A 14209-nucleotide genomic window follows, 5' to 3' on the forward strand; every position below is an offset into this window, starting at 1 on the left:
GGCCCGTCTTGGTTATTGTTATTGAGCGTTGGCTTTTTCGGCAGCCAGTTCTTCCAGGTCGATGTAACGGTTACCGATGCGCGGGTGCAGGCGGCCGCCGTCGGCTGCGCCCAGGACCACGACGATTTCATCGGCACGCGGGGCGTCTTCGATCTGCATTTCCAGGGTGATGTAGTGCGAACGCAGGCCTTCGTCGTCCTTCTGCATCATCGGGATCTGGATCGAAGTGCCTGGGCCGCCGCGCTTGTTGGTGAAGCTCAGGTAGCTCTTGGCCTGTACTGCTTCGCGGTAGTGGTTGCCGAAGCGCAGGGTGTGGATTACGGCCGAGGCGTGCTCGATTTCGCCGTCGGCGCCGACTACGGCGGCCTTGCCGTAGGCCTCGATCTTGTCGGCGCCGCCAATGGCAGCAGTCAGGCGCTCGACCATCAGGGCACCCAGCTCCGAGCAGTTGGCGCGAATTTCCGGTTTCAGATCTTCAACGAAACCGCGACCGGCCCATGGATTCTTGATCACGACGGCCAGGCCGACCATGGTCACCGGCTTGTCGGTGGCCTTGCCGCCTTCGATGCGGGTCTCTTCGGAGTAGGTGACGATCTTGCGGATTTCGAAACTCATGGGTGGCTCCTGGTGAGGGTTATCAGCTCTTGTTGTCTGATGGTATACCATAATATTTGTTGTGCAAGAGGTGGCTGGAAATTTCTCTTGCGGGGGGACGAAAGGTGGGGCTGCCGGGTATGCCTTGAGGGTTGTGGTGTATTCGAAATCGAGCGCCGCCCGCGCGGCGCATCGCGAGCTGCGCTCGCTCCTACGTTTGTTTCGGGCCAGTCACGCCTGTGACAGGCGCGCGCGACCGCCTTGTTTGTACAACGCGATATCGCGCCATGCGCCAAGGCGTTCGCGCGCAAATCCCACAGGAATAATTGGCCCGAAACAAACGTAGGAGCGAGCGCAGCTCGCGATGCGCCGCGCGGGCGGCGCTCGATCTCGACCACTCCGCAAGACTCAAGGCGTACACCCCAAAAAAAGCCCGCTCACGCAGGCCACGTGAGCGGGCTGTGCCCCGCAATGTTTCAGGCAATGGGAATTCAGGCGAACGCCGGCACCACTTCCTTGATGAACAGCTCCAGCGACTTTTTCTTCTCGGCGTGGGGCAGGCTGTTGTCGCACCAGAAGCTGAACTCGTCGACGCCCAGTTCCTGGTAGTACTTGATGCGTGCGATGATTTCTTCCGGGGTGCCGATCATGGTGTTCTTGCGGATGTTTTCCAGCTTGAACGCCGGCACTTCGGCGAATTTCGACTCCGGGCTCGGCTCCAGGAAGCCATTCACCGGGGTGGTCTTGTTGCCGAACCAGGCATCGAACGTGCGGTAGAAGCGCGAGATGGCCTGGGCGCCAACTTTCCAGCCATCCGGATCAGCCGGACTGTGCACATGGGTGTGGCGCAGCACCATCAGTTGTGGGCGCGGCACGTCTGGGTTGTTGTCCAGGGCGGCCTGGAACTTGTTCTTCAGGTCCAGCACTTCTTCGTCCCCCTTCATCAGCGGGGTGACCATGACATTGCAACCATTGGCAACGGCGAAGTTGTGCGAGTCCGGGTCGCGGGCGGCGATCCACATAGGCGGCGTGGCGTTGAACGGCTTCGGTACGCTGGTGGAGGTCGGGAACTTGTAGACTTCGCCATCGTGGGCGTAGTCGCCTTCCCACAGCTTTCGCACGACGGGCACCATCTCTCGCAGCGCCTTGCCTCCATCGGTGGCGGGCATGCCACCTGCCATGCGGTCGAATTCGAACTGATAGGCGCCGCGGGCCAGGCCCACTTCCATACGACCGTTACTGATCACGTCGAGCAGTGCGCATTCGCCCGCAACGCGGATCGGGTTCCAGAACGGCGCGATGATGGTGCCGGCGCCCAGGCGGATCTTCTCGGTGCGTGCGGCCAGGTAGGCCAGCAGTGGCATCGGGCTTGGCGAAATGGTGTATTCCATGGCGTGGTGTTCGCCGATCCACACGGTGCTGAAACCGCCGTTCTCGGCCATCAGGGTCAGTTCGGTCAGGTCTTCGAACAGCTGGCGGTGGCTGACCTGTTCATCCCAACGTTCCATGTGCACGAACAACGAAAATTTCATGGGTTTTTCCTCAACGCTTGTTGTTACCCGTCAGTAAAGCGGGCTTCAGTGTGGGAGCGGGCTTGCCCGCGAAACAGAACACGCGGTGGGTGGCACCGGCTTCGCCGGTGTTCGCGGGCAAGCCCGCTCCCACAGGGGTCTGCGTCGAATTGCAGGCTTCAGGCAAAGGCCGGTAGGCTGGCCATTTTGCCGCGGCAGTACACCATGGGCCGTGGTGCTTCTGCCGGGACGATCAGGTTGTGCACCTTGCCAACCATGATGGCGTGGTCGCCACCTTCGTATTCACGCCACAGTTCACATTCGATCACTGCGGTTGCACCGGCCAGGATCGGGTTGCCCAGTTCGCTCAGGCTCCACTCGATACCGCTGGCCTTGTCCTTGCCCTTCTTGGCGAACGCGTACGCTTCTGCCTGCTGCTCGCCCGAGAGCAGATGAATGGCAAAGCGCTTCTGTTTGATCAGTACCGGGTAGGAGTCGGAGGTGTAGTTGGGGCAGAACAGCACCAGTGGCGGGTCCATCGACAGGGAGGAGAAGGCGCTGGCGGTCAGGCCGACGACCGAGCCGTCGTCGTCCTGGGTGGTGATGACGGTAACGCCGGACGGGAAGGAGCCCAGAACGTTCTTGTAGACAGTTGCGTCGATCATCGGGAGTACCTCTGAAGGGCTGCGGTGGTCCGCAGTTTTTATCGTTGATGTGTCTGATGGTATACCGTAATACCTATTTTGCAAGCGGAATTTTCAACCCGTCTTTTTCACGATGGACGGCTCAAGGCCACGTATATCGTGGCCTTGAGCGATCAGGTAGTTTGCCGCCAGGGTTGCGCAAGCGGATCAGCGGGCGTTTTTTACTGCGGATCAGTGTTGTCAAAAGTTTGGAATACCATAATATGGTCCGCAGCTGAGAGGCCGCCTAGATGCGGTTTCCTTACAAAGATAAAAACGACCTTTCGAGCTGAAAACCATGTCCCAACCGTCGTCGCAGCACCAGTTTGTCGAGAATCACACGGTCGATTACGTTCCACCTGCCGAGCGCCATGGGAAGGCGCGCGACCTGTTCACCCTCTGGTTCAGTACCAACATTGCACCACTGCCCATCGTCACCGGTGCCATGGTGGTCCAGGTGTTCCACCTGAACCTGTTGTGGGGGTTGATAGCCATTGTCCTGGGCCATCTGGTCGGGGGCGTGGTCATCGCCCTGGCCTCTGCGCAGGGGCCGCAGTTGGGCATTCCACAAATGGTGCAAAGCCGTGGCCAGTTCGGCCGTTACGGCGCCTTGCTGATCGTGTTCTTTACCGCGCTGATCTATGTCGGCTTCTTTATTTCCAACATTGTTCTGGCAGGCAAGACCATCCACGGTATCGCCCCGAGTGTGCCGATGCCCGGCGCGATCGTGATAGGTGCCCTGAGCGCTACTGCCATCGGCGTGATCGGCTATCGTTTCATCCACATTCTCAACCGCATCGGCACCTGGGTGATGGGTTCGGCTTTGCTGGCCGGTTTCATCATGATGTTCATCCAGGAATTGCCGGCAGACTTCTTCAGCCGCGGCGCGTTCAACCTGTCGGGCTTTATCGCCACCGTGTCGCTGGGCACCATCTGGCAGATCAGCTTCTCGCCGTACACGTCAGACTATTCGCGTTATCTGCCGCGTGAAGTGGGCATTGCCAAACCGTTTTGGGCGACCTACCTGGGCGCCACCCTGGGTACCATCCTGTGCTTCAGCTTTGGTGCAGTGGCAGTGTTGTGTGTCCCGCAAGGCACTGACGCAATGGACGCGGTGAAGCAGGCTACCGGCTGGCTGGGCCCGATCCTGATGGTGCTGTTCCTGCTTAACATCATCAGCCACAACGCCCTCAACCTGTATGGCGCGGTGCTGTCGATCGTGACCGCAATCCAGACCTTCGTGGCCGAGTGGACGCCGAGCGTCAAGGTACGGGTGATCCTGGCCTCGGTCATTCTGGTGGGCTGCGGGATGGTGGCACTGAATGCCTCGGCGGACTTCATCGGCCAGTTCATCGGCCTGATCCTGGCGCTGCTGCTGGTGCTGGTGCCGTGGGCTTCGATCAACCTGATCGACTTCTATCTGATCAAGAAGGGCCAGTACGACATCGCCTCGATCTTCAGTGCTGACGGCGGCATCTATGGCCGCTTCAACCACCACGCGATCATTGCCTATGCCTGCGGCATCCTGGTGCAGTTGCCCTTTGCCAACACGTCGCTGTATGTGGGGCCGTATTCCAATATTGTGGAAGGGGCCGACTTGTCGTGGCTGTTCGGCTTGCTGGTGACGGTGCCGCTGTATTACTGCCTGGCGACGCGCGGCAAGGCTGCCGAGAAGGCGGGGCGAGTTGTGAGTGTCAACGACTGATAGATTGTCGTTGCTGTAACAGGGGCTGCTTTGCAGCCCCTGTCATTTCCGATCAGACCTTGAACTGCGCCACCATCCCGTTCAAGTCCACTGCCAGCCGCGACAAGTCTTGCGCTGCCGCACTGGTCTGATTGGCACCCGCCGACGTCTGCATCGCCAGATCACGAATGTTGACCAGATTACGGTCCACCTCCCGTGCCACCTGTGCCTGCTCCTCAGAAGCACTGGCAATTACCAGGTTACGCTGGTTGATGGAGGCGATCGCCTCGGCAATCACCTCCAACGCCAGCCCTGCGCCTTGTGCCACTTCCAGCGTACCGCTGGCACGCCCCTGGCTGCTGTGCATTGCCGTTACCGCACGCTCGGTACCGTTCTGAATACCAGCAATCATCTGCTCGATCTCCGCCGTTGATTGCTGTGTACGGTGGGCGAGGGCGCGGACCTCGTCGGCCACCACGGCAAATCCACGGCCCGCTTCGCCGGCGCGGGCAGCCTCGATCGCGGCATTCAGTGCCAGCAGGTTGGTTTGCCCGGCAATCGCGCCAATCACGTCCAGAACCCGGCTGATCTCGTTGGCATTGTTGGCCAGTTGTTCGATCTCGCCCGAGGTGTCGCTCACGTCAGCCACCAGGTGCTGGATGGATGCCAGTGCCTGGTTGACCCGGTCGCGGCCATCGCGGGTGGTCTGGTCGGCGCCTTTCGAGGCGTCGGCGGTGCTGACCGCATTGTTTGCCACTTCCTCGACCGCTGCGGTCATCTGGTTGACGGCCGTGGCCGCCTGGTCGATTTCCGCGCTTTGCTGGTGCAGGCCACGGCTGGTGTCTTCGGTGACGGTGTGCAGTTCTTCCGAGGCTGAGGCCAGCTGGTCGGACGAAGCGGCAATCTTGCGAATGGTATCGCGCAGGCTGCTTTGCATGCGGCTTAGAGCGCGTAGCAGCAGGGCTGGCTCATCGCGGCCGACAATCCGGATTTCCTGGGTGAGGTCGCCGAGCGCGACCCGTTCCGCGACGGCCACGGCATCGGCCAGGGGCGCCACGATGCTGCGCGTAAGCACGATAGCAATAGCGGCTAGAGCAAGCATGATCACAAGCAATGAAGAGATGATGGCCGTGAACGCTTCGTCTGCTACGTCACTGCTGCGCTGCGAGGCATCTTCGGCACCTTTGCTGTTGTAGTCGATCAGCGCCACCAAAGCCTTCATCATGCTGTCGGCACGCTGGGTGAGCGGGCCGCTGATCTGCTGCTTGGCCTCGTCCATACGCCCTGCGGCAATGTTCTGCAGCACTTTCACCTGCAGTTCGAGGTACTGCTGGTGCGCGTCATTGAATGTGTTGAACAGAGCAGGGTCGTCGGCAGCGATGAGGGTGTCAGCGTAGTCCTTCAGACCACCCTGGAGTTCGGCGTTGATGCCTTCGAGCATCTGCAGGTTGCGTGTGCGCTCGGTGGGGTTATCGTCCAGCGCGGCGCGCAGGGTGATGGCTCGGGCGCGCCCGAGGTTGCTGCTGATCTCGCCCAGTGCTACCACGGAGGGCATCCAGGTGAGCCGGATCTCGTCAGTGGCCTTGTCCATCTGGCGGGTTTCGTAAAGTGCGATAAGGCCCATGACCAGGACCAGAATACCCAACAGGGCGAATACGCTGGCAGCGCGAATGCCGATTTTCAAATTCCGTAATTGCATGGAAAGCTCCTTGCCGGTGGCGTGCAGGCGTCAGGAGCTGGCCGGAAAGCCGGGCCGCCGAGGTGGCGCCAGGCTCTTGATGCGCTGCGGATTAGTAGATTTGCCTCACCCTCGTGCATGTTTTTTGTTTGAATGATGCCATATGGCCATCATTGTTGAACAGTCATTCAATGTAACAAGGCAATTGACAAAGCTGTCATTGTCTGAGGCTTTTCCAAGTGTTCGCGCCGAGTCATTGCAATCATCGGGTCTTGATACCCGCGAACAGGCCCTTGAATCAATGCACAGTCTTGCGCTGACGCACACATTCCCGGGCTTGAGCGGCCAGTTCATCCAGCCGCTCATCGCGCATTTGCTCCGCTTCGATCATCGCATCCTCACCCTGCTGGTTGAGCAGATAGGTGTGAATCTGCAGCACTTCAGCCGTCTGATAGATCGGCGCAATGTCCAGGCGCCCGATCAGCGCTCCACTGGCCTGGCCGGTACTGCTCATCAGCACCTGGGGTCCATTGGCGGCCACCACTTGCATGCCCATCGCTTCGAACCATGGCACCTGTTTGGCAAAGGCGTTCAGCTCCACACAGGCATAGCGCGCCTGCAGGTCGCCCAGCAGGGCACGAGCGATGCCCTGGCGGCGATGGCTGGCGGAAACGGCCAGAAAGGCCAATGCACAGGCCTGCCCATCGTCCTGGGCTGGCAGCGAAAGAGCAAAGCCCAGCAACTGGTCAGGTGCTTCGGCATCCAGCGCCAGGGTAAGCGCCACGGCCAGGCCATGGGAGCCGTCCAGTGCTTGCAGGTACCGGTGGACTTCCATGCCGACGCCGTACTGGTACAACGGGTACAGCGGGTTGTCGACGGCGATGGCGACACTGCTCAATTCGCCGACATTGTGAATGACCAGCTCGCGGATCTGGTTCTGGAAAGATTCGGGCGGCACGCTGTCGAGGCGGCTCAGGATGAACATCTGGGGGGGGCTCCGGCGAATGAGAATACAACCCGCGCGGTGTTGGCGCGGGTTGTACAGTCTAACCGGTTTTGCCGTATCAGCCGTGTGCCTGTAAGGCACCGAGCATCAGGTCGAGGTTTTGCACGGCAGCACCAGAGGCACCTTTGCCCAGGTTGTCGAACACTGCGGTGAGCAGCACCTGGCCATGTTCGGGGTTGGCGTACAGCGCCAGGCGCAGGTCATTGCTGTCATTCAATGCCTCGGGATCGAGGTTTGCCGCAGCGCCGCACTGATGCAGGGGCATCACCTGGACATGGCGGGCACCCTGGTAATGCTGTTCCAGGCAGGCTTGCAGTTGCTCGGCGCTGATGTGTCCAGGCAGCAGGCGAAGTTGCAGGGGAATGCTCAGTACGATGCCTTGGCGGTAGGCGCCATAGCCGGGCATGAACATCGGCCGCGCCGACAACCCCGCATGCTGCTGGATCTCCGGTACGTGCTTGTGCGCCAGCTCCAGGCCATACAGCTGTAGGGCAGGGGCTTTGGCGGCGCCGGGCTGTTCATGCCGCTCAACTGCCGCGCGACCACCGCCGGAGTAACCAGAGACGGCGTGGATGCTCAACGGATAGTCAGCAGGCAGCAAACCGGCCTTGACCAGCGGGTGCAGCAGCGCGATGGCACCGGTGGGATAGCACCCGGGGTTGCTGACACGCTTGCTTTGCGCGATACGCTCGGCTTGCTGTTCGTCCAGCTCCGGCAGGCCGTACACCCAGCCAGGTGTGGTGCGGTGCGCAGAGCTGGCGTCGATCACTCGCACTTGCGGGTTGTGGATTGCGGCCACGGCCTCGCGGGCGGCGTCGTCGGGTAGGCACAGCAGGGCGATATCGGCGCTGTTGATCGCTTCGCAGCGGCGTTGCGGGTCCTTGCGCTCGGCCTCGGGGAGGGTCAACAGGCGAAGATCGGTACGGCCCTTTAGGCGGGCATGGATCTGCAGGCCTGTGGTGCCTTGGTCGCCGTCGATGAAAACAACAGGGGTATGCATGGTCGGGGTCCGGTTGGGGAAAGATGGCCCATGCTCGCCCGTAGCTTTGGTAATGAAAATTTGAATATGATGATCAATATATTCAGGTTCTCTGAATGACTTTTTGAAAAGCGTAGTGAACCTGTGGGTTTACCCGCGAAAGGACCGGCTCTGACAATGCGCGAAATCAGCCTCGACCGCCTCCGCACATTGGTGGTCATCAGCGACCTGGGCTCTTTTGCAGAGGCCGCCCGCCGGCTTAACCTGGCGCCGCCCACCATCAGCTTGCATGTGGCTGAGCTGGAGGCGCGCATCGGCGCCCCGTTGCTCACCCGCACCCGCGGCCAGGTGCGGCCCACCGTCATCGGTGAAACACTGCTGGGGCGTGCCCGGCGCCTGCTGGCGGACGCTGACCTGGCGCTGGACGAAGTACGCCGGCAGGTCGAAGGGTTGACCGGGCGTGTGCGCCTGGGCGCCTCCACCGGTGCCATTGCCCATTTGCTGCCGCAGGCATTGGCGCGCCTGCGTGTGGAGCGCCCTGGGATCGATGTGCAGGTCCAGGTGCTGACCTCCCAGGCGTCGCTCACGCGCTTGCGTGAGGGCACACTGGATATCGGCCTTGTAGCCCTGCCGCAGGTGGCCGGTAAAGGATTGACGGTCACCCCTTGGCGGCGCGACCCGATTATGGCGTATGTGCCGGCCGACTGGCAGCCACCGGCCAGGATCACTCCGGTGTGGCTGGCGCAACGGGCGTTGATTCTCAACGACAGCACCACCCAGCTGTCGCGGGTTACCGGGGAGTGGTTTGCAGCGGCGGGGTTGTACCCCGAGCCGCGGATCGAGCTGAATTACAACGATGCGATCAAGAGCCTGGTCGGCGCCGGGTATGGGGCGACATTATTGCCGCAGGAGGGGGAGGCGGCCGAGTTGGACCGGCGCATTGCTCGTCGACCGCTGCGGCCGGGGTTGTGGCGGCAGTTGGGGATTGCTTGTCGGGAAGGGCAGGTGGAGCGCGCCACGGGGTATGTGCTGGAGGCACTGGAACGGTTGTTGTAGGGACGACTCCACTATTCCGCTATAGCAAGGCCTGCGGCCAGGCCTGCACGTTCCAGTTCCAGCGCCTTGCCGAGCTCAGAACCAGCGATCGTTCTTCTTGCGCCCACGGGTCAGTGCCGGCAGGATCAGCCCCGCCAGCAAGCCTGCACCGGCGATGCTGCCGCCATACACCATGTAACGCATCATCACCTGCTTGTTCTCATCTCCCAGGCGGGCCTGGGTATCGCGCAGGTCCGACTGGCTCTGATCGAGTTGCTCGTTCAGTGCCTTGTTGCGCGCCTCCAGCTCGTCAATCAGCTGCTTGCGCGAATCAAGTGTTTCTTGCATCCCTTGCACGCGGTTCTTCCAGTTGTCGTCGATGGTCTTCAACTGCCCGGTCAGTTCGGCAACCTGGGCATCGAGCAATGGCAGGCGTTCGTTCTGCCCGGGTACCGTCTGCAGGTCGTTGCTGAGGATCCACACCACATCGCCGTTCTGCCCACGCACCTGGCTGTAATTGCCCTGGCTGCCGAGCAGGGTCAGCTTCTGCCCGGACTTGAGCGTGCCGACAATGCGGTGCCCGTCGGTCGGGCCGCTGCGCACGTAGGTGCTCAGGCTGTCGCTGACCCAGCGTGCGTCGCTGGCAGGCTCTTCAGCGTGCGCGAGGGCGGCGATACCCACCAGGGCGGCAATCAGGCCGATGCGCAGGGCAGGGAGGGCGGAAGCATTTGGGCGGGAATCGGGCATGTTGGGTCTTCGCTGAATTCGCTGGAACAGGACAAAAAGTAGGCCACGGTGGCTGGGCCGATGAACCGGTCGGTGAGTTGACCGTCAGCGAAAGACCGTTTTTTTGTCAGCAGGTTCACTGCCTGACCTCGGAAATATCTGCAGAATGTTGCAGGACTCCACTCAGAGCGCTGCGTTGCCGATGACGCAATTGTAATGCGCCGATCACCTTGGCGTTATCTGCGGGCCGTCAATCTCGGCCCGCCGACATAACAACAAATGCGACGTTCAAGGATTATCGGATGACGTGTAGATCACCCCTGACATTGGCTGCTTGCCTGGCGTTGGCCAGCGTTGGCAGCCAGGTTGTTGCCGCAGAAGAAAGCCCGGACGGATTCGTGGCGGGCAGTACCCTCAGCGTGCTTAATCGCAACTTCTATTTCAACCGCGATAACCGCGATTCTGCGGCCCCGACACACAGCCCGAGCAAACAGCCTGACAGCGGCTACTCCGAAGCCTGGGGGCACGCCGTGATTACCCGATTTGAGTCGGGCTTCACCCAGGGCACCGTAGGTGTTGGCCTGGACGCGTTTGCCATGCTTGGCCTTAAGCTCGACACTGGCGGCGGCCGCAACGGCGGGCGCAGTTCTTTCGACGTATTGCCGGTTGACCGCGACGGCCAGGCACGTGACGAATACACCAAGGTGGGGGGCGCGGCCAAGGTGCGACTGTTCGACACGGTACTGAAGGTGGGCGATGTGTTCCCGGCCAACCCGGTGGTGGCTGCTGGCGATTCGCGGCTGCTGCCGGAGAGCTTTCGTGGGGTGACCCTGGAGAACACCAGCATCAAGGACCTTGCCCTGCAAGCCGGGCGTCTGCATGCCATGAGCCAACCGATGTCCAGCGACCTGCGGGAGAACTTCGTCACGTTCTATGGCGGCCCGGTCGATTCGCCGTGGATCGCCTATGGCGGGGGTGACTACACGCTCAATGAGCATGTCAGCGTCAGCCTGTTCAGTAGCCGGCTCAAGGACGTGTGGAACCAGTACTACGTCGGCACCAGCCTGAGCTGGCCGCTGAGCGGGGAGCTGGCCCTGATTGGTGGTTTCAACTATTACAAGGCTGTAGATGAAGGGCAGCAGCGCCTGGGCGCCTTTGACAACGATATCTGGAGCGCCAAGTTGGGTGTGCGCTTTGGTGCTCACACCCTGGCCCTGACTCACCAGCGCAACAACGGCGACGACGACTTCGACTACCTGCGTCAGTCCGACTCGATCTTCCTCGACAACTCCATCCAGTACAGCGACTTCAACGCGCCCAAGGAGCGTTCATGGATGCTGCGCTATGACCTGAACATGGCCACCTACGGCGTACCTGGGCTGTCGTTCATGACACGTTACGGCAAGGGTACCGATGCCGATTACTCCAATGCCAACGCCACTTACATGCGCCGCGACGTCGCGGGCAACCCGCTGACCGACCAGAAACGCTGGGAGCGTGACATCGAGGTCAAGTATGTGGTGCAGACTGGCGCGGCCAAGGACCTGTCGTTGCGGGTTCGCCAGGCCACCACCCGGGCCACGGCGTTCGAGTCGGACCTGGACGAAGTGCGGCTGATCGTGGAGTACCCGTTGTCAATTCTGTGATTCCACTTCGGCAACCTCGTTGCTCCTTTGGTCTGGGTGGATTTTTTGGCGCTCCGCTTGGGGCGCCTTTTTTTGAATCGGCGTCGTCGCGGTTAAACCATGCATTGGCATCAGTTGGTCAGGCGTTACCGGTACACCGGTGCTATGGGGCTAGACTCAAGGCTCACCTTCGATCTTGGAGCAAGACCATGACCGCCAAGAACACCATCTGCCTGTGGTATGACCACGAAGCTGAAGAGGCGGCGAACTTCTATGCCCGAACGTTCCCCGATAGCCGGGTGGTCGCTGTGCACCAGGCACCCGCCGATTACCCTTCAGGCAAGCAGGGCGATGTGATCACCGTGGACTTCACGGTAATGGGCATTCCTTGCGTGGGACTCAATGGTGGGGCGGCCTTCAAGCACTGTGAGGCATTTTCATTTCAGGTCAGTACCGCGGACCAGGCAGAGACCGACCGCTTGTGGGATGCCATTATCGGCAACGGCGGCGAGGCCAGCGTTTGCGGCTGGTGCAAGGACAAATGGGGGATTTCGTGGCAGATCACTCCACGCATCCTCATCGAAGCCATCAGCCACCCCGACCGAGCGGCGGCCAAACGTGCGTTCGAGGCCATGATGCAGATGGGCAAGATCGATGTGGCCAAGATAGAGGCGGCGTTGAAAGGTTGAAGCAGACCTGTGTTTTCAGCAGCAGCGGCCTCGTGCTGTGATCGGGCTGCGTGGCAGCCCGTGGTTTTCTGATTGAAGCAATCAGTTGCTGGTTACTTCGGCCTCTGCCGCTGTCTTGGTCGATGCCTTCTTCTCCTGCACTACAATGTAGAACTCCTCTCCATGCTTCACCGCCCCATACAGCACGGCCTTTTCGATCAGCTCGTTGCCGCGCAGGTGGCGCAGCATCATCGGGTCCTTGCGCAGGTCGCGGTACAGCGCCAGGCATAGCAGTACCATCACCACCACGAATGGCAAGGCCACGACGATGGTCAGGTTCTGCAGTCCGGTCAGCGCCTCGCCAGGATTACGTGGGTCGCCGATCGCCAGCATGATCGCCGCCACCGTACCGGTCAGCGTGCCCCAGAAAATCACTGTGCGCCGCGATGGCGCGGTGGTGCCGTGCTCCGACAGCGTGCCCATCACCAGCGAGGCTGCGTCGGCACCAGAAACGAAAAAGATGCCCACCAGGATCATCACCAGCACCGAGGTTGCCGAGGCCAGCGGGTAGCTGTCCAGCAACTGGTACAGCGCGTGGTTACTGTTGACCGCACCGTTGGCCAGCTGGAAGGCGCCCTCCCGCACGGCCTCGATGGCGGCGCCACCGAAGATGGTGAACCACACCAGGCTGACCAGGCTTGGCACCAGCAGCACCCCGGTCACGAACTGGCGAATGGTGCGGCCGCGGCTGATGCGGGCGATGAACATGCCCACGAAAGGCGTCCAGGAGATCCACCAGGCCCAGTAGAACACGGTCCAGCCGGCCAGCCAGCTGTTCATCTGCTCGCCGCCGCTGGCGTTGGTGCGGGCCATCATCTCCGGCAGCATCTTGATGTAGATGCCGAGCGAGGTCGGCAACAGATTGAGCATCAGCAGCGTCGGCCCGACCAGGAACACGAACACTGCCAGCACCAGTGCCAGTACCATGTTGGTGTTGGACAGCCACTGGATACCCTTGCCGATGCCCGACACCGCCGAGGTGACGAAGGCAATGGTCAGCAGGGTGATGATCGAGATGTAGAACAGTTTACCCGGGCTTTCGATCCAGCCGTTGTATTCCAGGCCGCCGGCAATCTGCAACGCGCCAAGGCCTAGCGAGGCGGCCGAGCCGAACAGTGTGGCGAAGATCGCCATCATGTCGATCAGGCGGCCGAGAGGGCCGTTTGCGTGCTTGCCGATCAGCGGCCGAAAGGCAGCAGAAATCAGCTGCGAGCGGCCACGGCGGAAGGTGCCGTAGGCGATTACCAGGCCAACGATGGCGTACATGGCCCAAGGGTGCAGGGTCCAGTGGAACAGGGTGGTGGCCATTGCCACCTGCATCGCCTCGCTGGTCTGCCCGCTGGCCGAGCCGGGCGGCGGCGATATGTAGTGCGACAGCGGCTCGGCCACGCCGAAGAACATCAGGCCGATCCCCATACCGGCGCTGAACATCATCGCTACCCAGGACACCGTGCGGAATTCTGGCTGTTCGCCATCGCGGCCCAGCGGCACCCGCCCGTAACGGCTTGCGGCCAGCCACAGCACGAACACCACGAAGAGGGAGGAGGTGAGCACGAAGAACCAGCCGAAATTGAGAATGACCCAGGATTGCGCGCTGGAGGCGCTGCTGGCCAGGCTGGCCTGGTTGAGGAAGCCCCAGAGCACGAACGCGATGGCCAGGAGGCTGGTGAAACCGAAGACGATCCAGTCAAGCTTGCCCTCGAAATGCCGGTCCTGGCGGGCTTCTGCGGTTTTCGAGGGGTCTGTGACGCCAAGATCGAGTGTTTCGGGGATGTGTTCCTTTGCCATGAATGATGAGGCCCCGTTGTGTCTTGCCTGAACGCGCAGGCTTGTTGTTGTGTGGGCTGCCGAGCGCGATGACGACCTCGGCGGGGTGGATTGCCGGCGGGATTATCCTGTGCAGCAAACAGCGGCTCATGTCCCCATAACGTCGTGGGGCGTCCATTACGCGACTTGGCAA

12 protein-coding genes are annotated in these 14209 nt (G+C 61.3%); 4 read left to right on the plus strand and 8 right to left on the minus strand.

What is annotated here, in order from left to right; genetic code table 11:
• Positions 1-18: 18 nt before the first annotated feature.
• From QCL51_RS10350 to QCL51_RS10360, 3 genes are all read right to left on the minus strand, one after another.
• Positions 19-615 carry an amino acid synthesis family protein gene (locus QCL51_RS10350; protein WP_003256068.1) on the minus strand — a complete coding sequence of 199 codons (597 nt, stop codon included), beginning with the start codon at positions 613-615 and terminating at the stop codon, positions 19-21.
• Between the two features lie 470 nt (positions 616-1085).
• Positions 1086-2126: an LLM class flavin-dependent oxidoreductase gene (locus QCL51_RS10355; protein WP_338444822.1), complete on the minus strand. Its 1041-nt coding sequence runs from the start codon at positions 2124-2126 to the stop codon at positions 1086-1088.
• A 158-nt stretch (positions 2127-2284) separates the two neighbouring features.
• A complete protein-coding gene (locus QCL51_RS10360; protein ID WP_010954485.1) occupies positions 2285-2770 on the minus strand; it encodes a flavin reductase family protein in 486 nt (161 codons plus the stop codon).
• 316 nt (positions 2771-3086) lie between these two features.
• On the opposite strand from QCL51_RS10360, the gene QCL51_RS10365 reads away from it, so the two are divergent.
• Positions 3087-4493 carry a cytosine permease gene (locus tag QCL51_RS10365; RefSeq protein ID WP_021782027.1) on the plus strand — a complete coding sequence of 469 codons (1407 nt, stop codon included), beginning with the start codon at positions 3087-3089 and terminating at the stop codon, positions 4491-4493.
• A gap of 52 nt (positions 4494-4545) precedes the next feature.
• Here QCL51_RS10365 and QCL51_RS10370 read toward each other — a convergent pair whose 3' ends face one another.
• From QCL51_RS10370 to argC, 3 genes are all read right to left on the minus strand, one after another.
• Complete coding sequence (locus QCL51_RS10370; RefSeq protein ID WP_338444823.1) at positions 4546-6171, minus strand: methyl-accepting chemotaxis protein; 1626 nt, start codon at positions 6169-6171, stop codon at positions 4546-4548.
• Between the two features lie 277 nt (positions 6172-6448).
• Positions 6449-7135, minus strand: coding sequence for a GNAT family N-acetyltransferase (locus tag QCL51_RS10375; RefSeq protein WP_338444824.1), 687 nt, complete (start codon positions 7133-7135; stop codon positions 6449-6451).
• 79 nt (positions 7136-7214) lie between these two features.
• A complete protein-coding gene (gene argC, locus QCL51_RS10380; RefSeq protein WP_103462371.1) occupies positions 7215-8156 on the minus strand; it encodes an N-acetyl-gamma-glutamyl-phosphate reductase in 942 nt (313 codons plus the stop codon).
• Positions 8157-8312: 156 nt separating this feature from the next.
• On the opposite strand from argC, the gene QCL51_RS10385 reads away from it, so the two are divergent.
• The gene (locus QCL51_RS10385) at positions 8313-9191 is read left to right on the plus strand and encodes a LysR family transcriptional regulator (protein WP_053870436.1); all 879 of its coding nucleotides are present in this window, start codon (positions 8313-8315) and stop codon (positions 9189-9191) included.
• Positions 9192-9266: 75 nt separating this feature from the next.
• Here QCL51_RS10385 and QCL51_RS10390 read toward each other — a convergent pair whose 3' ends face one another.
• Entirely contained in the window at positions 9267-9917 is a 651-nt protein-coding gene (locus QCL51_RS10390) for a TIGR04211 family SH3 domain-containing protein (RefSeq protein WP_103444262.1), read from the minus strand.
• A 281-nt stretch (positions 9918-10198) separates the two neighbouring features.
• On the opposite strand from QCL51_RS10390, the gene QCL51_RS10395 reads away from it, so the two are divergent.
• Positions 10199-11542 (plus strand): OprD family porin, encoded by a 1344-nt coding sequence (locus QCL51_RS10395; protein ID WP_279934831.1) that lies wholly within the window; start codon positions 10199-10201, stop codon positions 11540-11542.
• Between the two features lie 188 nt (positions 11543-11730).
• The gene (locus QCL51_RS10400) at positions 11731-12210 is read left to right on the plus strand and encodes a VOC family protein (RefSeq protein ID WP_021782020.1); all 480 of its coding nucleotides are present in this window, start codon (positions 11731-11733) and stop codon (positions 12208-12210) included.
• A gap of 81 nt (positions 12211-12291) precedes the next feature.
• Here QCL51_RS10400 and QCL51_RS10405 read toward each other — a convergent pair whose 3' ends face one another.
• Positions 12292-14037, minus strand: coding sequence for a BCCT family transporter (locus tag QCL51_RS10405; protein WP_021782019.1), 1746 nt, complete (start codon positions 14035-14037; stop codon positions 12292-12294).
• Positions 14038-14209 lie beyond the last annotated feature (172 nt).

The organism is Pseudomonas sp. LTR0, from assembly GCF_036630035.1.
GTDB classification, from domain to species: Bacteria; Pseudomonadota; Gammaproteobacteria; order Pseudomonadales; family Pseudomonadaceae; genus Aquipseudomonas; species Aquipseudomonas putida_Y.